Genomic DNA, 25,053 nt, shown 5'->3' with positions numbered 1-25,053 from the left:
TTGTAGAACTGCTTCGACAGCTCGTAGTCACTGCAGATGATTGCAATATGATGGATTCCTAGAAGCATCGATCTAACCCCACATGAGCATGGACAAGCCTGACGCCGCAGCTAGGAAGTCAGCCAGCCCTTTAGGATGACAGATAACGAGCCCTGCCTAATAAGGGGTACAGATTGCGGAGGCACGCAGCTGTTGCTGGACGCGAGCCGAAGACGGCGGCGATTGAGCACAATGCAGATAGATATATATATATATCTGTTTCATTGCCGAGGTTTTCCATGAGCGAGCAAAATCGATATTCCTGGCGGGAGCGCATGACGATCCTCGGCGATGTCGAGGCGGCATCCTTCGTTCCGTGGATCGAGCGTCATGCCGCCAAGCTCGGGCTCGCGCAGACCATATGCGTTGCCGGTCCCGATCGGATTGAGCTCGACGTCGCCGGTCCGGGCGAACTGATCGATATGATGGAGATGGGGTGCTCCCTTGGACCAATCGATGTCTGGGTCGAGACCATTCGCCGAACGCCGATCGACAACGAATCGAGCTAGGATTTGAAGCTCGCTGGCCCTGGCGGGGAGATGTGATGCCCCTTTTTTGGGCATTATTGTCAGTGAGGAAATGTTGTGCAAACGTGACCGGACTAACTAGCAAATCCCTTGACCGCGAAGCTGTGCTCGGGAAGATGCTGATGTCATTTGAAAGTTGACGTATGCCACCCTATCCGACCGGCTCATGGATGCCAGTTGCCCTCTCTGCGGACTTGCCGGCGGGAACCGTGATGCCGGCGCAATCCTCAGTCGGACCGATTGCCCTTTGGCGCAGCTGCTCCGGCCGTACGGCGGCCTTTGCCGACAGATGCCCTCATCGCGGCATGCGGCTTTCCCATGGCTTTGTGCGCGGTGAGGCCCTGTCCTGCATCTATCACGGCTGGAACTATGCCCGGGCGGGAAACTGCCTGCGCATCCCGGCACATCCGGGGCTGGCGCCGCCGGAGACGATTCGCGTCGCGACCCAGGCGGTCGAGGACAGCGGCGGGCTCATATGGATTTCCGTCGGCGAAGCCGCTGCCCCGCCGCCGCGGCTCGACGGCGTGGCCCCGCTGCGTTCCATGATGGTGGAAGCGGACGTCGCGGCGCTAGAGGCGGCCGCGGGTGCGAAGGCCGAGGGAGGCCTGCTCGACCATACCCACGAAGGCCGGACGCTGCGGCTGCTGCTTGCCCCACAAGGGGAAGCGCGGACGCTCATGCATGTTCTGGTGGGCGAGGACGCCAATCCGACCGAGCGGATCGCCGCGTCGCGGGCCGCCGAAACGCTGCGGCGGGCGGCCGAGAGCATTCGGCGCAGCAGGGCCGTCCGATGACCCGCAACGCGATGATCGACGAATGGTATCCGGTCGGCCTTGCCAGCCAGCTCGATGCGCGGGGGCGCAAGACGGCCCTCATGGGCGAACCGATCGAGGTGCGGCTTGGCGACGACGGAAACGCCATGGTCACGGGGGGCAACGGACGCGCCCTTCCGGTCTGCGTGCGCTATGGCCATGTCTGGTCGTCGCCCGGTGATCCGCAGAAGACGCTGTTTGCGATCCCCGAGGCCGATCAGCCCGGCCGCCGGCTTGTCGATGTCGGGGTGGTGCGCGTGCGCTGCTCGCCGTTGCGCGCGGTGGAAAACTTCCTGGACATTGCGCATTTTCCGTTCGTCCATACCGACATATTGGGGGCCGAACCGCATACGGAGGTCCAGAGCTACAAGGTCGAGATCCGCGAGGACGAGGACGAGGTTTGGGCGACCCAGATTAAGTTCTACCAGCCGCAGGCCGCCAAGTCGGCGGAAGGCGGCATAACCACGGAATACATGTATCGCGTTCCTGCGCCGACCTGCTCGATCCTCTACAAGACCTGTCCGCCGCGCCCGGGCGAATGGGACGTCATCACGCTTTTCGTGCAGCCTCTTGCCGAAGACCTGTGCGACGTGTGGCCATGGATGGCGCTGTTCGACGACGAGACGCCCATGACAGACCTGATCCATTTCCAGCAGACGATCTTCGTCCAGGACCGGTCGATTCTTGAAAACCAGATTCCGGGGCTGCTGCCGCTCGATCCCGGCATGGAGATTCCCACGCGAGCCGACCTGACGTCGGTTGCCTACCGGCGCTGGCTGAAACGCCATGGCTACACCTACGGCGCGCAACTGGTGGCGCAATGAAGCTCTACGACTACGTGCTGTCGCCGAGCTGCTACAAGGCGCGCCTGATGGCTGCGCTGGCCGGGGTGAAGCTCGACATCCGGCCCGTCGACTTCCATCCCGGTGCCGAGCATCGCGGTCCCGAACTTATGGCGCTTAACCCGGCGGGTTCGATCCCGATCCTGGAGGATGGCGACCTCGTCCTGACCGAATCCTCGGCCATGCTTGTCTACTTCGCCGCGAAGGCGGCACCGCAATGGCTGGCCAACGATACGGCCGGAGAGGCGGCGCGCGTCCAGCAATGGCTTTCCTTCTCGCATCGGCTGACCGCCAGCCTAGGGGCGGCGCGCCTGCATGAGATGCTGCTGCGTCCGGGCAATATCGATGTCCTTCAGGGACAGGGGACAACGGCCCTGCGGGAGCTGGAAGCCGGCCTCGTCGAACAGCATATCCGCGGCCAGCGCTTCCTCGCGTCGGACCGGCCGAGTGTCGCCGACATCGCCTGCTTTCCCTATGTGGCGCTGGCGCCGGACGGCGGCGTCTCGCTCGATCCCTATCCCGTGATCCGGCTGTGGTCGCGGGCGATCCGCGCTCTCGACGGCTTCATCGAGATGCCCGGCATCCACCGGCTGCACGAGCTCCGACCCGAGCCCGCCCCAGGCGAGGCCTGACGTGGCCGGCTATCTGTTGAAGAACTGCGCTGCGGTCATCGTGGACGATGGCAACGGTCCGCGCGTCCGTCGCAATGTCGATGTGTTGACCGACGGCCCGGCGATACGGGCCATCGGCGAAGGCCTCGACAAGGGGGAGCTGCCTGTCGGGACCGTCGCGCAGGATGCTGCCGGCTGGTTCGTCTATCCCGGCCTCGTCAACACCCATCACCACTTCTTTCAGTGCTTCGTGCGCAACCGCGCCGATCTGGACTGGACGAAGCTGTCGGTCATCGAATGGCTCGACCGCATCTATCCCATCTTCTCGCGGCTGACCGAGGAGTGCTTCTACCACGCATCGGTCACGGCCATGGCGGAGTTGATAAAGCACGGCTGCACGACGGCGTTCGACCATCAGTACTGCTTTCCGCGGCATGCCGGCAAAAGGCTGATCGACCGGCAGTTCGAGGCGGCCGAGCTGCTCGGCATGCGCTTCCATGCCGGACGTGGCGGCAACACGCTGCCGAAATCGGAAGGCTCGACCATCCCCGACGCCATGCTGGAAACGACGGACGAGTTCATCGCCGACTGCGCCCGGCTGATCGACGCCTACCATGATGCCGGTCGCTTCGGCATGCGCCAGGTCGTCGTCGCGCCCTGCCAGCCGGTCAACTGCTATCGCGAGACATTCGTGGAATCGGTGGCGCTAGCGCGCGACCGCAAGGCGCGCATGCACACCCATGTCGGCGAGGGCGAAAGCCCGGTCATGCAGGCCCGCCATGGCCTGCGCACGGTGGACTATTGCGCGGAGATAGGCTTCTGCGGGTCGGATGCCTTCTATGCCCATTGCTGGGAGCTGACCCACGACGAGCTGCGCAAGATGGCCGCCAGCGGCACCGGCGTCGCGCACTGCCCGGAGCCGGTCTATCTCGTCGGCGCCGAAATCACCGACATACCGGCGATGTCGGCCCTCGGGCTCATTGTGGGCTTGGGTTGCGACGGCGCCGCCTCGAACGACAATTCCAACCTGATGCACTGCATCCATTCCGCCTACATGCTGCAATGCCTGTCGGCGTCGACACGTGACCATCCGGTTCCGCCGCCGGCCGATTTCCTCGGCTATGCGACAACCGGGGGCGCGGCGCTGCTCGGGCGCGGCGACATCGGCAGGCTGTCGCCCGGCATGGCCGCCGACTTGTTCGCCATCGACACGCGGCGCATGGACTATGTCGGCACACGGCACGATCCGCTGAGCCTGCTGGCCAAGGTGGGCATCGGCACGCCGACCGACATGACGATGATCAACGGCCGCATCGTCTGGGCCAAGGGAGAATTCCCGGGGCTCGACGAGGCCAGGCTGTTCGCGCAAGCCGAGGCGGCGCTCGCGACCGTGGAATTCTAGAAGCCAAAACCAAAAACAAGGGGAACCGACATGCTGACAAATCTTACCCGCAGAACATTGATGAAGGGCGCTGCCGCTGCCGGGCTCGTCGCCGCGGTGGGTAGCCGCGCGCTTGCCGCCGACGAACCGCTGGGCATCGTGCTTGTGGTCCCCTCGCCGGTCGGCGACGTCGGCTGGGGCCGTGCGCTGGCCGACGGGCTCGAGCCGGTCAAGGCCGCCTACGGCGACAAGGTGAAGGTCACCATCATCGAGAACATTCAGGAAGGCCCCGACGCCGACCGCATCATGAACAAGGCGGTCGCCGACGGGAACAAGTTCCTGATCGCCGGTTCCTTCGGCTACCAGAACGGCGCCCTGCAGATCGCGCGCCGCAATCCCGACGTCACCGTGCTGCACGCTTCCGGTTACCAGGTGGCGCCGAACTTCTCGCCCTTTGCCGCCCAATATTCCCAGGGCACCTACCTGATGGGCATGGCGGCGGCCGCGCTTTCGAAGTCCGGCAAGCTCGGCTCGGTCTCCGCCTTCGCCATTCCCGAGCTGATCACCTCCATCAACGCTTTCACGCTGGGGGCGCAGGCGGTGAAGCCCGATGTCCAGGTTTCGGTCGTATGGGTGAACTCCTGGTTCGATCCGGCCAAGGAGCAGGAAGCCGCCAAGGCGCTGCTGGCGCAGAAATGCGACGTCATCTTCTCCAACGCGCAGGACACGCCTTCCGTCGTTGCGGCCTGCGATGAGGCCGGCATCCCCGCCTTCAACCTCAACTCGTCGATGAAGAAATACGCGCCCAAGACCTACCTCGGCTGCGTGGCGACCGATTGGTCGCCTTTCTTCAAAGCGTCGGTCGACGCCCACCTTGCCGGTACCTTCAAGGGCGCCAACGCCTTCTTGGGTGTCGGCGACAAGGTCGTCGAAGTCGTCGACTGGAACCCTGGCATCCCGGCCGACATCATGATCAAGATCAAGGAGGTTGAAGCCAAGATCGCCGACGGCAGCTTCTCGCCCTTTGCCGGTCCGATCGCCAAGGCCGACGGCAGCGAAGGCGTTCCCGCCGGCAAGACAATGACCGAGGCCGAGATCGTCGCCATGGACTGGCACGTCAAGGGTGTCACCACGCCGCTGCCCAAGTAATCCATGACCGCCCCGCTTCTGTCGCTGCGCGGCATCTCCAAAAGCTATGGCCAGATCCATGCCAATCGGGACATCGATCTGGACGTGGCTCCGCGCTCAATCCATGCGATCCTCGGAGAGAATGGGGCGGGCAAGTCGACACTGATGAAGCTTATATACGGCGTCGAGGAGCCGGACGCCGGAACAGCGACCTGGAAAGGAGAGGCCCTCGCGCTTGCGTCCCCGGCGGACGCGAGGCGCAAGGGGATTGGCATGGTCTTCCAGCATTTCTCGTTGTTCGAGACGCTGACGGTGGTAGAGAACGTCCGGCTGGTCGTGCCCGGGAAAAAATCAGATCTTGCGCAAGGCATCCGCAAGCTCGGCCGCGACTTCGGCCTGGAGGTCGATCCGCTTGCCCACGTGCACGCGCTCTCGGTCGGAGAGCGGCAGCGGGTGGAAATCATCCGCTGCCTGATGACCGAACCGCAGCTCCTGATCCTCGACGAACCGACCTCCGTCCTGCCGCCACAATCGGTGGACAGGCTGTTCGAGACATTGCGGCGGCTGCGCGACGGCGGCGTGTCCATTCTGTTCATCTCGCACAAGCTGGAGGAGATTCGTGCGGTCTGCGACCGCGCGACCATCCTGCGCGGCGGGCGCATCACCGGCCATGTGGATCCGCGTGACCACGACGCGCACGACCTCGCCCGCATGATGATCGGCCGCGATATGCCGCAGCCCATGCCGGCAGTTGCGCATTCCGGCGGGGAAAAGCGCCTTGAAATCCTCGGCCTCGAGCATCGGCCGGACGATCCCTTCGCCGTGGCGCTTTCCGACGTCAGCCTGACGGTCCGGGCAGGCGAGATCCTCGGTATCGCCGGCATATCGGGCAATGGGCAGAGCGAACTCGCTGCGCTGATCTCGGGCGAGACGGTGCTGCCGCGCGACAAGTCAGAGCGTATCTTTATGATGGGAAGGGATGTCGGCGCGCTCGACGCGGCGGCCCGCCGCCGGCTGGGCTTCGCCTTCGTTCCGGAGGAACGGCTGGGCCGCGGTGCGGTGCCGGAAATGTCGCTCGTCCTCAACAGCCTTCTGACTGCCCATTCCTCCGGCCTCTTGAAACGAGGCCTCGTCGACGCGGCCCGCGCCAAGGCTTTCACCGAGGACTGCATCCGGCAATACGACGTGCGCACGCCGGGTTCCGAAACGGAGGCCGGGGCGCTTTCGGGGGGCAATCTGCAGAAGTTCATCGTAGGCCGCGAGATCATGCTGTCCCCGAAATTGCTGTTCGTGGCGCAGCCCACCTGGGGCGTGGACATCGGCGCCGCATCCGCCATCCGCCGGCGCCTTGTCGCTTTGCGCAACGAAGGCATGGGCATCCTGGTCATCTCGGAGGAACTGGAGGAATTGTTCGAGCTTTGCGATGCGATCCAGGTGATCCATCAGGGCCGGCTGAGCCCGCCGCTGGTGACGCGCGACACCAGACCCGAGGAGATCGGCCGCTACATGATCGGCGCGCATTCGACGGCCGAAAAGGTCCCCGCATGAGCGCTCGGTCCCGGCCGTTCCTTCCCGTTCTGGTTCGCCGGGAGCACGCCTCGCTTGCAATCAAGCTGGTCGCCCCGCCCGCCGCGCTCGGCCTGGCGACGCTGCTCAATCTCGCGCTCTACCTCCTGATGGGCCGCGATCCGGCCGCCGTTTTCCATGCGATGCTTCTGGAGCCCTTCCTATCCTGGGCCTCCTTCTCGGAAGTTCTGCTGAAGATGGGGCCGCTGCTACTGATCGCGCAGGGGCTTGCCATCGGCTTTCGCGCAAAGGTCTTCAACATCGGCGCCGAGGGCCAGTTCATCCTCGGCGCGATCTTCGCGTCGGCCATTCCCATTTGGCTCCCGCAGGCAACGGGCCAGTGGATCTGGCCCGCCATGCTCGTCCTCGGCGCACTGGGCGGCGCGCTTTGGGCCTCGGTCACGGCGTTCTGGCGCGTGCGGCTCAACGCAAACGAGATCCTTGTATCGCTTATGCTGGCGCTCGTTGCCGCGCAACTGCTCAACTATCTGCTTCTTGGCCCCTGGAAGGACCCGGCCGGCTTCAACTTCCCGCAATCGGTGATGTTCCAGTACGACGCGACGGTGCCGATCCTGATCCCCGGCACCCGCGTCAACCTCTCGCTGCTTGTCGCCTTCGCTTTCTCCCTCGCGGCCTGGGTCTTGATGCAGAGGAGTTTCGCTGGCTACAAGCTGCAGGTCGGCGGCCTTGCGCCGCGCGCGGCTGGATACGCCGGCTTCAACGAAGGACGCGCGATCTGGCTTTCCCTCCTCATCGGCGGCTTCGCGGCAGGCCTCGCCGGGGCGGCCGAGGTGGCCGGGCCGCTCGGCCAGTTGCAGCGCTCCATCCCGACCGGCTACGGCTATGCGGCCATCATCGTTGCCTATCTGGGAGGCCTTCACCCGATAGGCATCGTTTTTTCCGCCCTGCTCATGGCGGCCCTCTATATCGGCGGCGACAACGCCATGGTCTCGGCAAATCTGCCGGTCGCCGCGGTCCGGGTCTTCCAGGGCAGCCTGCTGCTCGCCTATCTCGTCGCCATCGCCTTCGTCCGCTACCGGCTCGAATGGCGCCATGCCGCTCACGGAAGCGCTCCATGAATGCCCTCGAGTTCATCGTCGCCGGAATGCTGGCGGCGGCCACGCCGTTCCTTTTGGCTGCGCTGGGCGAAATGGTGGCCGAGCGGGCCGGCGTCCTCAATCTCGGCGTGGAGGGACTGATGGCCATGGGGGCGGTCATCGCCTTCATCATCGTCTATCACGGCGGCGGTCACCTCCTGGGTTTCCTCGCCGCGGGCCTTGCCAGCACGGCTCTTTCCCTTGTCTTTGCCGTCATCGCGCTGGGGTTCCGCGCCAATCAGGTCGCGGTGGGTCTCGCCATCGGCATACTCGGCCAGGGCCTCTCGGCACTGTTCGGCAAGAGCTATGAGAGCCTCACGGTCAAAGGCCTACCGAAGCTTTCATTGCCCTGGCTTTCAGATATCCCGGTCATCGGCGGCCTGTTCGTCGAGGACGTCGTCGTGTGGCTCTCGCTTGCTGCGACCGTCGCCATCTGGGCGATATTCGCCTACACCAAGATCGGCCTTGTCGTGCGCGCCGTCGGCGAGAATCCCAAGGCGGCCCGTGCGCTCGGCTATCCGGTAATCGCCGTGCGTTTCGCCGCGGTCGCTTTCGGCGGCGCGTTAGCGGGTTTCGCCGGTGCCTACGCGGCCGTGGTCTACACTCCGCTCTGGGCCGATGGCATGATCGCCGGGCGCGGCTGGATCGCGATCGCGCTCGTGGTCTTCGGCACTTGGCTTGCCAGTCGCATCTTCCTCGGTGCTTGCCTCTTCGGCGCCGTGTCCCTCGCAAGCCTCGCGGCCCAGACAACTGGGCTCGACGTTTCCTCGCAACTTCTATCCAGCCTACCTTATCTCGTGACAATCGTCGTGCTGGGCATCATTTCTTCGAACCGGCGTCTGCTCAAGCTCAACGGCGTGGCTTCGCTGGGAGAGCCTTTCGAACAATAGTGTCGCTCGCCGCCCGGGCAGCCATTCCAAAAACCACCTATTGTGCGACTGTGCTCGCCGTGACGTGAGGCATCAGTCTTTTCTGTGCACAGATAGTGCACACGCCCCTGCCCGCACAGCTGCATTGGTCGATCATGAGCGGCAGAAATGCCATGGCGCCATCACGGTCATTTAAAATCATATGGGAAAGGAGTAATATTAGTTGTCGCTCACATTGTTGCGCGACCAACATATGGGAGGAAAGCATGAATCGCAGATCTGCAATTGCCCTTGGTCTCACGGCCGCGGCGGCAACCCCTCTGTTCGTCCTGACCGCGCATGCAAAGACCAAGAAATACGGCCCGAAAGACGGCAAGGAGATTGCCCCCGGCATCAGGGTGGTGGAGGTCGGCACCGGGAACGCCGACATTCCCGCCTACAAGAGCATCTCGATTGTCGACGTCGTCTTTCAGCCAGGGGCACACGCTCCTCAAATGGTGATGGACAACGACATGGTCTGCACGATTACCGCCGGTGCATTCACCATCAAGAAAGCGGACAAGGAATTCAAGCTGAAGGAAGGCGACATGTACACTTGCGCCAAGGGCAAGACCGACGAGGCGACTAACACAAGCAAGGTGGTCGGCATACATCGCATCGCCGTCCTGATACCTGCTTAGAGACGGGAATCCGGTCGACGCGTCGCCCGCATGTTGCCGCGCAATCAGCGGCTCCAATTCCTGCAGATTCAGCGAGATCGGGCCTCGCTGTTCGAACCGGAATGCGGTGATCGACTGTGGCGCTGGTCAGCGGTGATCTGGCGCTGACGTCGACCCGCATTCCGGACGGTGATGTGACAAGCGAGGTCGCCGGTCGGCAAACGGATGGATCATGGCTCTGGGTGATCGATCGATACAGTGTCGATTGGTGACCGGATGGTGGGACGGTCTGCCCCGAAGCGCAAACAGCGACATCGCGCCCGCAACGGGCGCGATCCGCCAGCAGTAAAAGCCATCGACGGCTACCGCCGCAGCGCGTGTATGCTCGCCTTGCTGTCGTTGCCTATCGGCAGAGCCATGTCATCGTCCAGAAGCCGCGTGATCCGGGCAAAGCCGGTGAACGCCTTTCTTGCTTCCTCCGCCGACATCTGTCCCGACAGGGCGGCCGAGCAGCAATTCAGTGCACACTGATACACAGGCCCACGCCGTCCCTTCGGCCATTTACGCAAGAAAACCATCGCCTCGGCGACACTATCCACTTCTTCTACAGGGTGTCCCTGCCCGCGCGATATCCGCACGGGCGAAAAGAAATGCAGGTAGTCCATTGTTTCCTCCGGTCGATCGAGATGCGCTCGATCGAACCCCATGAAACGCGCCGTCCGGTGGTTGGTTCCACGCGGAACACAGAATTTTGAAAAATCTGGCGGTCGGATGGATGAGCGATATCGGCTATATCGTCGGGAAGTGGCAGGCCGCTTTGCGGCCGGGTCGGTACTCCTTCAGTTCCGGCCGCTCCGAACGGCAGCGCTCAACCGCTATCGGGCATCGGGGGTGGAACCGGCACCCGGATGGCGGATTGAGCGGGCTCGGCACATCGCCCGTAAGGATAACGCGCTTGCGCGTCCCGCTGGGTGTCGTCTCCACGACGGGAACGGCCGAGATCAGCGCCTTGCTGTAAGGATGGGCCGGGGCTGAAAACACCTCTTCCGCCGGTCCTTCCTCGACGATCGAGCCGAGATACATGACCGCGATGCGGGTCGAGACCTGACGCACCACGGACAGGTCGTGGGCGATGAAGACATAGGTGAGGTCCAGCTTCTCCTGAAGGTCGGCAAGCAGGTTGACGATCTGCGCCTGTACGGACACGTCGAGCGCTGAGACCGGTTCGTCGAGAACGACGAGATCGGGATTGAGGGCTATGGCGCGCGCTATGCCGACACGCTGGCGCTGCCCGCCCGAGAATTCATGGGGGAAGCGCATGACATGGTCCGGTAACAGTCCGACGAGCTCGAAGAGCTCCGCGACGCGGTTGGTGATCTCGCGCGATGAAAGCTTGCCATGGATGCGCAGCGGTTCCGCCACGAGGTCGCCGACACGCCGGCGCGGATTGAGCGAGGCCGACGGGTCCTGGAACACCATTTGCAGGCGCCGCCGCAGCGGCCTCAGTTCAGACAGCGACTTCGACGTGATGTCGTCGCCTTCGAACAGAAGCTCACCGTCTGAAATGTCGTAGAGCCTGACCAGACAGCGCGCCAGCGTGGACTTGCCACATCCGGACTCGCCGACCAACCCGACGGTTTCGCCGCGCCGCACCGTCAGGGAGACATTGTCGACCGCGTGGACGGTTCGCCTGCCTTCGGCGGAAAAACGGGTGCCCATCGAGAAACGCTTGCCGAGCGAGCGCGTTTCGAGGATTGGACGGTCGTCGTCGATCATCGGTCCGCTCATGTCTGCGCCACCCGAAAGCAGGCCGCCGCGTGCGTGGCGGCACCAAGCTCGGGCTTGCCGGTTAGACAGGGCTCGTAGCGGACCTGGCACCGCGGACCGAAGGCACAGCCTTGCGGCAATCGCAGCAGCGATGGCGGCGCCCCGGGAATGGCCGGCAGGCGGCGGGGTTTCGCACCGGTCAGCGGCGGGATCGAACCAAGCAATGCACGCGTGTAGGGGTGTCGCGGGTTGGAAAACAGCTCCGTGCGACTGCCGCGTTCCACGATGCGACCCGCATACATGACCATGACCCGATCGGCGAGTTCGGAGACCACGCCCATGTCATGCGTGATGAAGACGACCGCCGATTTGTGCGTGGCGCGCAGCTTGCGCACGAGATCGAGAATTCCGGCCTGTACGGTGACGTCGAGCGCCGTGGTAGGCTCGTCCGCCACCAGCAGCGCCGGGTTGCAGGACAACGCCATCGCGATCACCGCCCGTTGGCGCATGCCGCCGGAGAGCTGGTGCGGGTAGCGCGACATCGCCTCGTGCGGGTTGGGGAAGTTCACCTCGGCCAGAAGTTCTTCCACCCGCTCCATGGCCTTGGATTTGCTGATGTCGCGATGGGCGCGGATCTGTTCGGCGATCTGCCAGCCGATGGTGTAGACCGGCGTCAGCGCCGTCATCGGATCCTGGAAGATCATTGCGATCTCGTTGCCCCGCAGGCGCCTGAGTTCGCGCGGCGGCAGTCCGACCAACTCGCGGCCCTTGTAGCGGATCGAGCCTTCGATGACGGCGTTGGGGTCGGTGATGAGCCCCATCACCGCCAGCAGCGACACGGTCTTGCCGGAGCCGGACTCGCCGACGACACCGAGAATTTCGCTTTCCGCGAGATCGAAGGAAACGCCATCGATGGCCCTCACCGAGCCGTCATCGGTCCGGAAGGATACCCGGAGATCACGCACCGACAGTATCATGATGTCCTCAGCCGCGGATCGAGAAGGATGTAGACGAAATCGACAACCGCGTTGGCGACCACCACGAACATGGACGCATACATCACCGTCGCCATGATCATCGGCAGATCGAGGTTCTGCAGCGCGTCATAGGTTAGCTTGCCGATGCCGTGCAGGCCGAATACGACTTCGGTCAGCAGGGCCGAGCCGCCCACCAGCGCGCCGAAATCGAGGCCGAACAGGGTGACGAAGGCGATGAGCGACGTGCGCAAGGCGTGGCGCAGCAGGATGCGCGTCTCCGACAGGCCCTTGGCCCGGGCCGTGCGGATATAGTCTTCCTGCAGGGATTCGATGATGGCCGCGCGCAAGACCCGCCCGTAGATGCCGATGTAGAGAATGGCCAGCGTGATCCACGGTATGACCAGCGTCAGGAACCAGCCTTTCGGATCGTCGGAAAAATTCTTGTAGCCGAGCGGCGGCACCCAGGAGAATGCCCAGCTGTCGTGATAGCGGCTCTGGGTGATCAGGTTCATCACCTCGCCCAGCCAGTAGACCGGCATGGAAATGCCGAGCAGCCCCAACGCCATCAGCAGCTTGTCCAGCCAGCTGTCGCGGGTAGCGGCGGCCACGATGCCGATCACGATCGAGACAACGACCCACAGGATCGCCGCCCCGAACACCAGCGAGAGTGTGACGGGGATCGAATCCATGACCGCCGGCACCACCTTCCAACCACGATTGACGAAGGAGGTCAGATCGCCCGTGACGAAGATCTTCTCCATCATCTTCACATATTGTGCGTAGAGCGGCCGGTCGAAGCCGAAGCTGTGGCGTACCGCCTCCAGCACCTCGGGCGATGCGTTGCGGCCGGCGATGCGCGCCGCCGGGTCGGCCCCCGGCGTGGCAAAGAAGATCAAAAAGACGATGACCGAGATGCCGAACATCACGAACAGCATCTGACCGAAACGGCGCAGGATCGCGTAAATCATCAGTCGCGCCCCAGTCGAACCTTGGAGCGCGGGTCAAGCGCATCGCGCAGGCCGTCGCCGAAGACATTAAGCGCCATCACGGAAACCGCGATCGCCAGGCCCGGCACCAGCGCCACCAATGGCCTGGTGTAAAGCAGCGCCTGGCCGTCCTGGATGATGGTGCCCCAGCTCGCGGCGGGCGGCTGCACGCCGATCGACAGGAAGGAGAGTGCCGATTCCGTCAGCATGTTCAGCGCCATCATCAGCGGCACGAAGACGATCAGCGTTGTGGTGATGTTAGGCAGGATGTCGCGCCACAGGATCCGCGGCCCCGGCACCCCCAGATTGATCGCGGCGAGCACGAACTCGCTATGGCGCAGCGACAGAACCTGCCCGCGTATCGGACGCGCCACATAGGGTATGTAGACGATGCCGATGATGATGACCGGCAGCCACAGACTGCCGGACTCGATCTCGATCGGCCCGATCGAAATGCCTTGCGCGATGGTGACGATCGAAAGCGAAATCGCCAAGAGATAGATTGGAAACGCCCACAGGACATCCAGCAAGCGCGACAGCACCGTGTCGGTGACGCCGCCGAAATAGCCCGCGACCAATCCCGCCGCCGTGCCCAGAATCAGGGTGAAGATGGTGGCTGCCCCGGAGATCAGCAGCGAGATCAGCCCGCCATAGAGCATCCGGGCCATGACATCGCGCCCCTGGCTGTCGGCGCCAAGGAAATAATTGCCGAGCCGCCAGGTCGGCCCGAGCGGCGTGTAGCCAAGCCCGAGCCCCTCTGTCGATTGTTCCATCACCGGAACGTCGACGCCGTCGATCTGGATGACGGCGTCGAGCGTCGAGGCAAATGGGTCCACGCCAGCCCATTTCGCGTAGAAAGGCGCACTAAGGCAGGCGAAGACGATGAGGAGGAACACGGCCAGGGATGCCATGGCGGCCCTGTCCGTTGCCAGCCTCGCAAACGCGACGGCCCAGGGCCCTCGCGTCTTGCGCGGCGTGGCGACAGCTTCGTTCGACACGGACGTGCCCCTCCGCGGTTCGTTACTGCACCCAGGCCATTACTGTACCCAAGATTGGGTGATCATCCAGTTGAACTGCCGGTTGAACTTGAAATTGCCGACGCGCTTGCTGACGAAGTCAAGCCGCTTCGGCGTGAAGAGGCCGACAGCCGGCGCCTTGTCCGTGACTTGCCTGTCGATCTCGGCCCACAATTTGTCGGCGGCTTTCTGGTCGGTCACGCCGAGGTCCAATGCCTTCTGCATCTTGGCGTCGATATCCTTGTCGCAGAAGCCGGCGATGTTGATCGAAGCGTCCGAACCTTCGCGAAAGGAGGCGCAGCTGAACAGGATGTTCAGGAAGTCCGAAGCCGCGGGATAGTCCTTGTACCATTGGGTGACGGACATCTGCACTTTGTTGTTGGTGTTCTGAATGTAGGTGAACTGGATGTTGGACGAGATCGGCTTGACGTCGGCGACATAGCCGATGGTGGTCAGTACGCTCTGCAGATAGACGCCGATGGACCGTGAAATGGCCGTGTCCTCGACGATGATGGTCACCTTCTGGCCCTTGGTGCCCGATTCCTCGACGAGCTGCTTTGCCTTGTCGAGGTCAGGCGCCGACCATTTGGCGCCGGGGTTCTTGGTGAAGGGGCAATAGTCCTCGTGGCCCGGGAAATCCGGAGGCAGGACCTGGCAGACCGGCGAGGCCAGCACCTTGCCGCCAAACAGCTTGACCAGCGTATTGCGGTCGATCGCGTAGGCAACGGCCTGACGGGCCTTTTCATTGTCGAACGGCGCCAGCCGGTTGTTGAGCGGCGCATACCACCACGCCGAAAGCGGCGAAATGTGCAACTGGTCCATGGCCTTGGTGCCGAGTTCGCCGAGACGATCGCTGGGCAGCGCGTCGAACATCCAGTCGGCTTCCCCGTTCTGGATCGCGGTGACGGCAGCTTCCTCGGAGAGGCCGAAATCATATTGGACGACATCAGGATAGCCGTCCGGCTGGGCGTCCTCGCTCCATTGTTTGAAGTTGGGGTTGCGGGTCACCGTCATCCCCTTGTTGGGATCGAAGGCGGAGATCATGTAGGCGCCGGTGCTGGGGATGGGCTTGGAACCCATGTCTTCCGCGGCCGTGTCCGCCGGCAGGACCACGGCATGCGGCAAGGCAAGCTTGTAGAGGATCTCTGCGTCCGGCTTGGTGAGGTTCAACGTGATGGTGCCGGCCGCTTCGTCGCCGACAACGCCGCCTTCCAGCGTGCAGCTCTTGGTGTCGGCAAGGCATTTGTCGGCGCCAACGATGCCGGCATAAAAGGTGCCCGAGGTCGGTCCGGAGACCTTGAAGATGCGCTGGAAGGAAGCAACGACGTCCTTCACGCCGAGATCCTTGCCATCGGAGAACTTGATGCCCTTGCGCAGTTTGAAGGTGAAGGTCTTGCCATCATTGCTGACCTGCGGCAGCGCCTCGGCCAGGTCGGGGACGATGGTGAAGCCGTCCATGCCCTCGGCCTTGCGGAAGGCGACCAGCCCGTCATAGATCGGCTGGTACATTTGCCAGCCCTGGTCGGTGTAGTTGATATGCGGATCGAGCGTTCCGGCCGCCGAGCGGGCCAGCAGGCGAATGGTGCCGCCTCGATGTTCCCTGAGGTTTTCGGCCTGTGCCGGAGCCAGCCACGAGCCGGCCAGCAATGCCGCGGCCGAGGCCCCCAAGAGCAATTTCTTCATGTCTTAGTTCCCCTTTTCTCAGTTGTCGTTGTTGTCCAGGAAGTCTCCCACCACCTGCATGCATAGATCCTGCTCTTCGACATGCGGCATATGGCTGGAATGTTCGAATATCTGCCAGCGCGATCCCTTGATGCCGTCCTTGAAGGGCTGCACGGTCGCTGGCGTGGCCTCGTCGTAACGGCCGGAGATGATCAGCGTGGGAACATCGATCGCCGGCAGCCGATCGATGATGCTCCAGCTCTTCAGCGTTCCGATGACGTGGAATTCGTTCGGACCGTTCATCACATGATAAACGGTCGGATTGCGCACGATCTGAGCGAAGGTCTCCGTCACTTCCGGCGGGAACGGAACGACGCGGCAGACATGACGTTCGTAGAACCGCATCGTCGCTTCTTGATAGGCCGGATCGTCCGTCGTGGCGGCCTGCTCGTGCCGAGTGAGCGTCTCCTGCACGTCCTCGGGCAGGTCGGCGCGCAGTCGGTTGGCCTCCTGTACCCATAGCGTCATGGACGCCGGCGAGTTGGCGATTGTCAGCGACTTCAAGCCCTTCGGCAGTGTCACCCCATATTCAGCGCCCAACATGCCGCCCCAGCTCTGTCCGAGCACGTGGAAGCCGCCTCGGATCCCGAGATGATCGACGAGATTTTCAAGTTCGTCGATAAACAGCCTGGGCGTCCAGAAATCGGTGCCCTTGTCAGGCAGCAGGGTGGAATTGCCGCAGCCCAGTTGGTCGTAGTGGATGACGGCACGGCCTCCTCGGGCAAGAAGCTTGTAGGCATCGACGTAATTATGGGCGGCACCTGGTCCGCCATGCAGAATAACGACCGGAGCCTTGTCGGCGTCGAGTTCGCCGCTGACCCGATACCAGGTTTCGTAGCCGCCGAAGCCGGCCCGGCCTTCCCTGGTGACGATTTCCGATGACATCCCGATTCCCTGTGTGGCTGAAGACATCTTGTTTGCTCCTAGTTCGTCAGCCGGCCGGACCGAACCCATTCTTCCAGCATCTGCACGCCGAATGCCGTGGCGCCTTGCCTGCCGAGGGGCCGATCCGCCTCGGCCAGTTCCTTGCCGGCAATGTCGAGATGCACCCAGGGCCGATCCTCGGTGAAATGACGCAGGAACGCCGCGGCGTAGGGAGCATCACCGTCTTCCATGTCCTTGGCGTGATGTCGCAGATCCGCGAACGGCGATTGCAGCCCCTCGTCGTAAGCCCGGTCGAGCGGCAGCTGCCAGAACCGCTCGCCGACCATTTCTCCGGCCGCGATCATCCGCGAGGCGATGGCTTCGTCGGTGCTGAAGAGGCCGGCGAATACCGATCCGAGACCTCGCATCACCGAATAGGTCAGAGTGGCAAGGTCGACGATCACCGACGGGTTGAAGCGCGAGGCGGCATAATAGAGGCAGTCGGCCAGGATCAGGCGCCCTTCCGCATCCGTGTCGAACACTTCCACGGTTTGGCCGGACGCTGTCGTGATGATGTCGCGCGGCTTGAGCGCGGTGCCCGACGGCATGTTCTCGGCAATGCCGAGCACCCCGACCACGTGCACCGGGCTGCCTTGCCGGGCCAGCGCGATCAGCAGGCCGACCACCGCGGCCGCGCCGCCCATATCGGCCTTCATATCGAACATCTGCTCGCCGCGTTTTATGCAAAGGCCGCCGGAATCAAAACATACGCCCTTGCCGACAAAGGCCAGCGGCTGTGCGGGAGCACCCTTGCCGCGATAGCGCAGGACCGCGACGCGCGGCGGCCGCACGGAGCCTGACCCCACGGCCAGGATCGCATTCATGCCGAGTTCCTTCAGCCTCGCCGTATCGAGTATCTCGACGTCGATGCCAGCTTCGCGCAACGGCTCCAGATGATCGTGGAAATTGTCGGGATGAAGATGGTTTGGCGGCAGGTTGACCAGTGTGCGCGCATATTCGACGCCATCCGCGATGGCATTGATCCGTGCCAGCGCCGAATTCAGCTCCGGGCCGCCGGCCCCGACCAATTGCACCCGCAGGGTCCGATCGGCCCCCGCCCCTTGGCGCCGGTTGCGCAGGTCGAAGCGATAGCGCCGCAGCCGCATTCCAAGCGCGATTCTTGCCAGGACCTCCGCTCCCGGCAGGCCTATGCCTGCGATGGGGTCAAGGACCAGGGTAGCCGCGCATTCCCCTTTGCCTTCCAGATGCGCGGCAAGCAGGCCGCCGGCGCGCGCCAAGGAGAGTGCGGTGACGGCCTCGGCCTTGCCCAGGGCCAGGACAACCACGCGCCGGGTCGATATCGCCTGGGGGGCGATGACATCGATACAGGCGCCGGATTCAGCCAAGGCGGTCGCATCGGAACAGGCCCGGGAGAGGATCCCGCCCATTTCGGTGTCCAGTGCCATTGCCCGCGGGCCAAAGCCTGTCTGGGCAGTCTGCAGGATCACGACGACGGAGGTTTCCGCGGAAATCTCGTCCGCCGTTTCAAAGACCGGCACTGGCGATTGAGGCATAAGCGGGTGTTCTCCTCATTGCGGGGCTTTGGCAGAGGCGCTGCTCGCAATTTGCGTAACGCTTCGCCTGCCACCGGCGGAAGCCGGTCAGACCGGTCGCCGCCGTTGGTGGAATGGTGCCGAAGTCCCCAAATAGTCGTTTTCGTAAGACGACTTAGTTGCTCTTGCCTCTTGGGTATCCCTGAACGGGCCAAGCGATCAAACGCCAATTTTGTCCATGTCGATTGACAAAAACTCAACTGACATTTCATGATCGTTCAATGGCCCTACCCTCACTCAATGGCATGCGCGCTTTCGAAGCCGCCGCACGTCTCGGCAGCGTCAAGGATGCAGCGGAAGAACTGCACCTGACGCCATCCGCCGTCAGCCGTCATATCCGCGCGCTTGAAAGGAATCTCGGTCAGGATTTGTTCGAGCGCGGCTTTCGCCAGATAACGCCCACTACCAGGGGCTCTTACTATGCACGCAGCCTCTCCGAAGCGTTCGAGGCCATCTGGCGCGCCACCGACGATGTCAATCTCGCCAACGGCCCGAGCCACGGCAGGACCCAGCGTGTCCGGGTCCTGTGCGTGCCGGTTGTTCTGAACCTTTGGCTGGCGGACCGGTTGCCGAAATTTCGCCGGCAGCATCCGGCCGTGGATCTGGAGATTTCGACGTCAGGCAAGCGGGCCAATTTCGATTTGGCCATCGTCGACGAGTTCGTCTACAAGGCCGGCCCGGCTCTGACGCTGCTGATCCCGCTGGTTCTGACGCCGGTCTGTGCGCCCTCGCTGCTCGAAGGCCCGATGCCGCTACGATCGCCCGCCGATCTGGTCAACCACCATCTGATCCACGAATGCGAGACCATGCGATGGAAGCGCTGGCTGGAACAGGAAGGCGTTTTGGACACGACGCCGAAATCCAGCACGACACTGGATGATTGCACGCTGATCATGCGCGAGGCGATCAATGGCGCTGGAATAGCGCTTGCCGACACGATGATGGCCCAGGATCTGCTGCAGCAGGGCAAGCTGGTCGCCCCGTTCAGCGCCCGCCATACCTATCCGGCGGGCATCTATCTGCATCAGCGCCGCAGCATCGGCAACAAGCCGGGTACTGGCCTCTTTCAGGACTGGCTGCTTTCCGAAGTCGAGGACCATAAGCGGGTGATGGCCATCGCCTAGGCAGCCCCGCTTGCCGACAGATGTTGTGAACGCGGGTTCGTCCAGATTGAGGCCGTGGATCGAGAACTCGAATCAACAGGCAGGCCTTTTCAAAAGCGGCTCACCATCATCGCCCCGTCGATAATCGCGGTTCGCATTGAATATCTTTAAGGTCAAAGCCGGCAAATCGATTGCTTGCCGGTTCCCCTGCGTCAGGCGTAACCTCCGCGGTCAACGCGTGAGGGCGCGTGCTGCAAGAAGGGGACATTGCAATGACGATACAAGGCGCATCGCCTGACCTGTATAATGAAGACCTCGCTCCTGCCAAGGTTCGAAACTGGGGACCGTTCTCGATCTTCAACGTCTGGACGTCGGACGTCCATAGCCTGTGGGGCTACTACCTCGCCGCCAGCCTGTTTCTGTTCTGTGGCGGCTTCGTCAATTTCATCATCGCCATCGGCATCGGCTCGCTGATCATCTACGCGCTGATGAACATGGTCGGCTATGCCGGTGTGAAAACCGGTGTGCCCTACCCCGTGCTCGCCCGCGCCTCCTTCGGCATCTGGGGCGCCAACATTCCGGCACTGGTGCGCGCCATCGTCGCCTGCTTCTGGTATGGCGCGCAGACTGCCGCCGCCTCCGGCGCCATCGTCGCATTGCTCATCCGCTCGCAATGGTTCGCCGATTTCAACGCCAACACCCATTTCCTCGGCCATTCCGGCCTGGAGGTGATCTGCTTCGTGGTCATATGGGCCCTGCAACTGCTCATCATCCAGAAAGGCATGGAAACGGTGCGCCGGTTCCAGGATTGGGCGGGACCAGCCGTCTGGGTGATGATGCTGCTCCTGGCCATCTATCTCTGTGTCAAATCCGGAACCTTCGCCTTCACCAGCGACATCCCGATGGACGTGCTTCTGGAAAAGACCAAGGATGCCGGCGTGCCTGGAACGCCGGGCTCGTGGACGTCGCTGTTCGCGGTCGCCGCGATCTGGGTGACGTATTTTTCGGCGCTCTATCTCAATTTCTGCGATTTCGCCCGCTATGCGCCCGATCAGGCGGCGCTGCGCAAGGGCAATATCTGGGGTCTGCCGATCAACCTGATCCTGTTCTCGCTGGTCGCCGGCGTCACCACCATTGCCGCCTACGACGTTTACCATGAGGTGCTGCTGCACCCCGACCAGATCTCGGCCAAGTTCGACAGCTGGTTCCTGGCCGCCCTTGCCGCCCTGACCTTCGCGGTGGCGACGCTTGGCATCAACGTCGTGGCCAACTTCGTGTCGCCGGCCTTCGACTTCTCCAACGTCTTCCCGCGGCAGATCGACTTCAAGAAGGGCGGCTACATCGCCGCTGTCATCGCGCTTGTGCTCTATCCGTTCGCACCGTGGGAAGGCAGTGCCGCCTCTTTCGTCAACGTCATCGGCGCGACGATGGGACCGATCTTCGGCGTGATGATGGTCGATTACTATCTGATCCGGAGGGGCGAGGTCGACGTCGAGGCGCTGTATCGCGAGGACGGCGAGTTCCGCTTCCAGGGCGGCTGGCATGTCAATGCCTTCATCGCCGCCGGCATCGGCGCCGTCTTCTCCTCGATCCTACCGAACTTCACGAACTGGCTGCCGTCCTGGTGGGGCGTCTATGGCTGGTTCTTCGGCGTGGCGATCGCCGGCATCATCTACTACGTGCTGCGCACCGCCGCCCTGGGTGCAGGCGCCAAGATAGCAAAAGCCTGACGAAGTTCTCTGGGGCGGCGCAACGCCGCCCCAGATTTATGCTCTTATCATCTCGGCCAACTTGCGCACCGTGTTCCAGTTGCGCGAGGTTCCGATGCCCATGCGCTTGTGATTTGCGGCCGCGAGCAGCCGCGAGCTAGGCCTCTCCCGTGAAAAGACGACCCAGATGTCGCCGCCGACCAGAAGCACCTTCTCGTCCGCGGCGGCATAGGCCTGAAGCCCCGATATGGCATCCTCGGCCACGGGTTTGCGCATCACGCGCACCGCGACCTGGTCGCCGGCTTCCACCGACTCGGTCGGGAATGGATTGCCGCTTGCGAGTTTGCGCCAGTCTCCGGCGGCACGGACGATGATGTCGACATGGCGGCCAAAGGTCTGTTCGAAGGCGGATTCCAGCCGCTTCTCAAGTCCGGCGATCGAGATCTTTTCGCTCTCGAAAACCAGGTTGCCGGTCGCCACCAGGGTGCGGACATTCTTCAGGCCGAGGCCTTCCGCCATTGCCTTGAGATCGGACATGACGACCCGCCGCCCCTCTCCCAGGGTGATGCTGTAGAGAAGCGCCACATAAGTCCGCATGGTAGCGATCAGACCAGCCGGCTCTGCTCCACCGCCGCCTCGATGAAGCTGGCGAACAGCGGATGCGGATCGAGCGGCCGGCTCTTCAGCTCGGGGTGATATTGCACGCCGATGAACCACGGATGGTCGGGATACTCGACCGTCTCCGGCAGCACACCGTCGGGCGACATGCCGGCAAAGACCAGCCCGCAATCCTCCAGGCGCTTCTTGTAGTCGATATTGACCTCGTAGCGGTGCCGGTGACGTTCGGAAATTTGGGTGTCGCCGTAGATATCGGCGATCTTCGAGCCTTTGGCGAGCTCGGCCTGATAGGCGCCGAGCCGCATGGTGCCGCCGAGATCGCCGCTCGCCCTGCGCTTTTCCAGCATGTTGCCCTTCAGCCATTCGGTCATCAAACCGACGACTGGTTCCTTGGTCGGGCCGAACTCGGTCGATGAGGCATGTTCGACACCGGCCAGCGAGCGTGCCGCCTCGATGCAGGCCATCTGCATGCCGAAGCAGATGCCGAAATACGGCACCTTGCGCTCGCGTGCGAACTTCGCCGCCAGGATCTTGCCCTCCGAGCCACGCTCGCCGAAGCCGCCGGGCACGAGGATGCCGTGCACCTTCTCCAGCCAAGGCGTCGGGTCTTCCTTTTCGAAGATTTCCGATTCGATCCAGTCGAGCTTGACCTTGACATGGTTGGCCAGCCCGCCATGCGAGAGCGCCTCGATCAGCGATTTGTAGGCATCCTTGAGGCCGGTATACTTGCCGACGATGGCGATGGTGACCTCGCCTTCCGGATTATGGATGCGGTTGGAGACAGCCTGCCATGGTTCCATGCGCGGCTTGGGCGCCGGGTCGATGCCGAAGGCGGCCAGCACTTCCGAATCGAGACCTTCCTTGTGGTAGGCCATAGGCACGTCGTAGATATGCGGCACGTCGAGCGCCTGGATGACGGCGCTTTCCCTGACATTGCAGAACAGCGACAGTTTGCGGCGCTCTTCCTTGGGAATGGCGCGGTCGGCGCGCACCAGAAGAATATCCGGCGCAATGCCGATGCCGCGCAATTCCTTGACCGAATGCTGCGTCGGCTTGGTCTTCAGCTCACCCGCCGTCGGGATATAGGGCATCAAGGTCAGGTGGACATAAACGGCGTTGTTGCGCGGCAGATCGTTGCCGAGCTGGCGGATCGCCTCGAGGAACGGCATCGCCTCGATGTCGCCGACCGTGCCGCCGATTTCGCACAGAACGAAATCATAGTCGTCATTGTCGTCGAGGACGAAGTTCTTGATCTCGTCGGTAACGTGCGGGATGACCTGCACGGTCGCGCCGAGATAGTCGCCACGCCGCTCGCGCTCGATGATATTCTTGTAGATACGCCCGGTCGTGATGTTGTCCTGCTGGTTGGCGGAACGGCCGGTGAAGCGCTCGTAATGGCCAAGGTCGAGGTCGGTTTCGGCCCCGTCATCGGTGACGAACACTTCGCCATGCTGGTACGGCGACATCGTGCCGGGATCGACATTGAGGTAGGGGTCGAGTTTTTTGATGCGTGCGCGATAGCCTCGCGCCTGCAGGAGAGCCCCAAGGGCCGCTGCGGCAATGCCTTTTCCAAGTGAGGAAACCACGCCGCCTGTGATGAATACATATCGCGCCATGGGAGTCATCGCTTAACGCGGCCGGATTGATTCCGCCAGAGAAAAAACCGCCGCGAAGGCTTTTTCCCAAAAAGGCGCTCGGACCATGATCCCGAAAAGTGGAATCCGGTTTTTGGACAAGATCACGACCAAACAGGTTTGAGCGGGACCTTAAGCAAAACAAAAGGGCCGGCTGAGCCGGCCCTTTCGGCATGATGACGGAAACGTCAGATGATGACGACTTTGGTGCCGACCCGGACGCGGCTGTAGAGATCCATGACGTGCTCGTTCATCATGCGGAAGCAGCCATTGGAGGCACTGGTGCCGATCGACTGCGGCGCGATGGTGCCGTGGATACGCAGATGCGTGTCCTTCTTGCCGTCATAGAGATAGATGGCGCGCGCGCCGAGCGGGTTCTGGCCGCCGCCGGCCATGCCGTCCTTGTACTGGCCGTAGTGCTTGGGCTCGCGCTTCTGCATGTCGAGCGTCGGGATCCAGCGCGGCCATTCCTGCTTGTCGCCGACCGCGACCGTGCCCTTGAACTGCAGGCCTTCGCGGCCGACCGCGATGGCGTAGCGGCGTGCGGTGGTCGATGATTCGATGAGATAGAGCCGGCGAGCACTGGTGTCGATGACGATCGTGCCGGCATCGTAGCCCGTGAATTCCACGTCCTGAGGCACGAATTCCGGCTTCACCTTGAACGGCTTCTTGGCATTCTTCTGGGCAAGTGCCGAGTCGAGCGCCCGTGTCTCGGGCAGATAGCTGATCGATGAGCCGGATGAGGTTCCACCGAACAGACCGGCGAACAGGCCGCCGCTTGACTGCTTCTGGCCGCCGACCACCTCGCTGCGCAATTCGCCATTGTTACCGGTCAAAGCGACATTCATCACCTCGGCCGGGACAGGCTCGGCCGACTGGATAGGCGTGACCGGTTCAATCGGCTCGATAATCTTGATGGTCTTCTTGGCCGGCTTGGCATCGGCCACTTCGGTTGCCGATGCTTTCTGACCCTTGCTGGCCAGGAATGCCTTCCGGTCCGCGTCAGCCCTGGCTTTGGCTGCCTCGCGCATCGCCAGCTTCCTGGCTTCGAGCGCCTTGGCTTTGGCGTCTTCCTTGCCAGCGGCGATCTTGGCCTCGATCTTCTTGATCTGGGCGAGGTCGTCCGGTGTCGGGGTTTTCTTCTTCTTGAGAAGCTTCAACTGCGCCGCATCGCTCTTGGCCGCGACGGGGATGGCGTCGGTTTTTTCAAGCGACACCGACTGTTGTGCGGCCATATTTGCCGGCATGCCGGCGAAGGCCGGGGAACTCATGCCGATTGCGGCGCAAAGTCCCAGGAAAATGAAGCTGCGAAGCTGCATGGCGAAGATCCGATCGTTCAATGCTTGTTGCCCACGGCGTCGCCCGGCGTCCCCCAAGGACGCCGAAAATGCCGCGTGCAATCTATAGTCGAATAAGCGCGGACGCCTCAAGCGCGAGACCGCACTGCTGCCCGTCGAATCTTCGTGATCGCGCAGCATTTGCCGCGACTGTGTTCAAACGATCACAGATCGCG

At 62.9% G+C, this 25,053-nt stretch carries 23 protein-coding genes; 12 read left to right on the top strand and 11 right to left on the bottom strand.

Features of this window, described 5'->3' with window-relative positions; genetic code table 11:
- The first annotated feature begins 278 nt into the window (after positions 1-278).
- From O7B34_RS08545 to O7B34_RS08500, 10 genes are all read left to right on the top strand, one after another.
- A complete protein-coding gene (locus tag O7B34_RS08545; RefSeq protein ID WP_337145620.1) occupies positions 279-548 on the top strand; it encodes an acylphosphatase in 270 nt (89 codons plus the stop codon).
- Positions 549-709: 161 nt separating this feature from the next.
- On the top strand, positions 710-1,360 hold the full coding sequence (locus tag O7B34_RS08540) for a Rieske (2Fe-2S) protein (RefSeq protein ID WP_337145619.1): 651 nt from the start codon (positions 710-712) through the stop codon (positions 1,358-1,360).
- The gene (locus O7B34_RS08535) at positions 1,357-2,202 is read left to right on the top strand and encodes an aromatic ring-hydroxylating dioxygenase subunit alpha (RefSeq protein WP_337145618.1); all 846 of its coding nucleotides are present in this window, start codon (positions 1,357-1,359) and stop codon (positions 2,200-2,202) included. The genes O7B34_RS08540 and O7B34_RS08535 overlap by 4 nt, the downstream gene beginning before the upstream one ends.
- Positions 2,199-2,852: a glutathione S-transferase family protein gene (locus O7B34_RS08530; protein WP_337145617.1), complete on the top strand. Its 654-nt coding sequence runs from the start codon at positions 2,199-2,201 to the stop codon at positions 2,850-2,852. The genes O7B34_RS08535 and O7B34_RS08530 overlap by 4 nt, the downstream gene beginning before the upstream one ends.
- Before the next feature lies 1 nt (position 2,853).
- Positions 2,854-4,233, top strand: coding sequence for an amidohydrolase (locus O7B34_RS08525; RefSeq protein ID WP_337145616.1), 1,380 nt, complete (start codon positions 2,854-2,856; stop codon positions 4,231-4,233).
- A gap of 33 nt (positions 4,234-4,266) precedes the next feature.
- Positions 4,267-5,361: a BMP family ABC transporter substrate-binding protein gene (locus O7B34_RS08520; RefSeq protein ID WP_337145648.1), complete on the top strand. Its 1,095-nt coding sequence runs from the start codon at positions 4,267-4,269 to the stop codon at positions 5,359-5,361.
- A 3-nt stretch (positions 5,362-5,364) separates the two neighbouring features.
- Positions 5,365-6,888, top strand: coding sequence for an ABC transporter ATP-binding protein (locus O7B34_RS08515; protein WP_337145615.1), 1,524 nt, complete (start codon positions 5,365-5,367; stop codon positions 6,886-6,888).
- The gene (locus O7B34_RS08510; protein WP_337145614.1) at positions 6,885-7,985 is read left to right on the top strand and encodes an ABC transporter permease; all 1,101 of its coding nucleotides are present in this window, start codon (positions 6,885-6,887) and stop codon (positions 7,983-7,985) included. Before O7B34_RS08515 ends, O7B34_RS08510 begins: the two co-directional genes overlap by 4 nt.
- Entirely contained in the window at positions 7,982-8,893 is a 912-nt protein-coding gene (locus O7B34_RS08505) for an ABC transporter permease (protein WP_337140324.1), read from the top strand. Before O7B34_RS08510 ends, O7B34_RS08505 begins: the two co-directional genes overlap by 4 nt.
- 245 nt (positions 8,894-9,138) lie before the next feature.
- Positions 9,139-9,552 carry a hypothetical protein gene (locus tag O7B34_RS08500; protein ID WP_032935069.1) on the top strand — a complete coding sequence of 138 codons (414 nt, stop codon included), beginning with the start codon at positions 9,139-9,141 and terminating at the stop codon, positions 9,550-9,552.
- A gap of 341 nt (positions 9,553-9,893) precedes the next feature.
- On the opposite strand, the gene O7B34_RS08495 is transcribed toward O7B34_RS08500, so the two are convergent.
- The 8 genes from O7B34_RS08495 to O7B34_RS08460 all read right to left on the bottom strand — a co-directional run bounded on the left by O7B34_RS08495 (position 9,894) and on the right by O7B34_RS08460 (position 18,437).
- On the bottom strand, positions 9,894-10,196 hold the full coding sequence (locus tag O7B34_RS08495) for a DUF982 domain-containing protein (protein WP_140505424.1): 303 nt from the start codon (positions 10,194-10,196) through the stop codon (positions 9,894-9,896).
- A 124-nt stretch (positions 10,197-10,320) separates the two neighbouring features.
- The gene (locus O7B34_RS08490) at positions 10,321-11,307 is read right to left on the bottom strand and encodes an ABC transporter ATP-binding protein (protein ID WP_337145647.1); all 987 of its coding nucleotides are present in this window, start codon (positions 11,305-11,307) and stop codon (positions 10,321-10,323) included.
- Between the two features lie 8 nt (positions 11,308-11,315).
- Positions 11,316-12,275, bottom strand: a complete 960-nt coding sequence (locus O7B34_RS08485; protein WP_337145613.1) for an ABC transporter ATP-binding protein — start codon at positions 12,273-12,275, stop codon at positions 11,316-11,318.
- Positions 12,272-13,243 carry an ABC transporter permease gene (locus tag O7B34_RS08480; RefSeq protein WP_337145612.1) on the bottom strand — a complete coding sequence of 324 codons (972 nt, stop codon included), beginning with the start codon at positions 13,241-13,243 and terminating at the stop codon, positions 12,272-12,274. The genes O7B34_RS08485 and O7B34_RS08480 overlap by 4 nt, the downstream gene beginning before the upstream one ends.
- A complete protein-coding gene (locus tag O7B34_RS08475) occupies positions 13,243-14,259 on the bottom strand; it encodes an ABC transporter permease (protein ID WP_337145611.1) in 1,017 nt (338 codons plus the stop codon). Before O7B34_RS08475 ends, O7B34_RS08480 begins: the two co-directional genes overlap by 1 nt.
- A gap of 39 nt (positions 14,260-14,298) precedes the next feature.
- Positions 14,299-15,960 (bottom strand): ABC transporter substrate-binding protein, encoded by a 1,662-nt coding sequence (locus O7B34_RS08470; RefSeq protein WP_337145610.1) that lies wholly within the window; start codon positions 15,958-15,960, stop codon positions 14,299-14,301.
- A gap of 18 nt (positions 15,961-15,978) precedes the next feature.
- The gene (locus O7B34_RS08465) at positions 15,979-16,884 is read right to left on the bottom strand and encodes a proline iminopeptidase-family hydrolase (RefSeq protein ID WP_337145609.1); all 906 of its coding nucleotides are present in this window, start codon (positions 16,882-16,884) and stop codon (positions 15,979-15,981) included.
- A gap of 38 nt (positions 16,885-16,922) precedes the next feature.
- On the bottom strand, positions 16,923-18,437 hold the full coding sequence (locus O7B34_RS08460; RefSeq protein ID WP_337145608.1) for a leucyl aminopeptidase: 1,515 nt from the start codon (positions 18,435-18,437) through the stop codon (positions 16,923-16,925).
- Positions 18,438-18,697: 260 nt separating this feature from the next.
- Between O7B34_RS08460 and O7B34_RS08455 the strand changes: the two genes are divergently transcribed.
- Positions 18,698-19,600 carry a LysR substrate-binding domain-containing protein gene (locus tag O7B34_RS08455; protein ID WP_337145607.1) on the top strand — a complete coding sequence of 301 codons (903 nt, stop codon included), beginning with the start codon at positions 18,698-18,700 and terminating at the stop codon, positions 19,598-19,600.
- 251 nt (positions 19,601-19,851) lie between these two features.
- A complete protein-coding gene (locus O7B34_RS08450; RefSeq protein ID WP_337145606.1) occupies positions 19,852-21,309 on the top strand; it encodes an NCS1 family nucleobase:cation symporter-1 in 1,458 nt (485 codons plus the stop codon).
- 36 nt (positions 21,310-21,345) lie between these two features.
- On the opposite strand, the gene O7B34_RS08445 is transcribed toward O7B34_RS08450, so the two are convergent.
- The 3 genes from O7B34_RS08445 to O7B34_RS08435 form a co-directional block, all read right to left on the bottom strand.
- Positions 21,346-21,885 (bottom strand): DUF1697 domain-containing protein, encoded by a 540-nt coding sequence (locus tag O7B34_RS08445; protein ID WP_337145605.1) that lies wholly within the window; start codon positions 21,883-21,885, stop codon positions 21,346-21,348.
- Positions 21,886-21,893: 8 nt separating this feature from the next.
- Positions 21,894-23,531, bottom strand: a complete 1,638-nt coding sequence (locus O7B34_RS08440; protein ID WP_337145604.1) for a CTP synthase — start codon at positions 23,529-23,531, stop codon at positions 21,894-21,896.
- A gap of 197 nt (positions 23,532-23,728) precedes the next feature.
- Positions 23,729-24,859: a L,D-transpeptidase gene (locus tag O7B34_RS08435; RefSeq protein ID WP_337145603.1), complete on the bottom strand. Its 1,131-nt coding sequence runs from the start codon at positions 24,857-24,859 to the stop codon at positions 23,729-23,731.
- Between the last annotated feature and the right edge of the window lie 194 nt (positions 24,860-25,053).

Source organism: Mesorhizobium sp. Cs1299R1N3, assembly GCF_037179625.1.
Classification (GTDB): domain Bacteria; phylum Pseudomonadota; class Alphaproteobacteria; order Rhizobiales; family Rhizobiaceae; genus Mesorhizobium; species Mesorhizobium salmacidum.
This window is presented reverse-complemented; position numbering and strand designations above follow the sequence as displayed.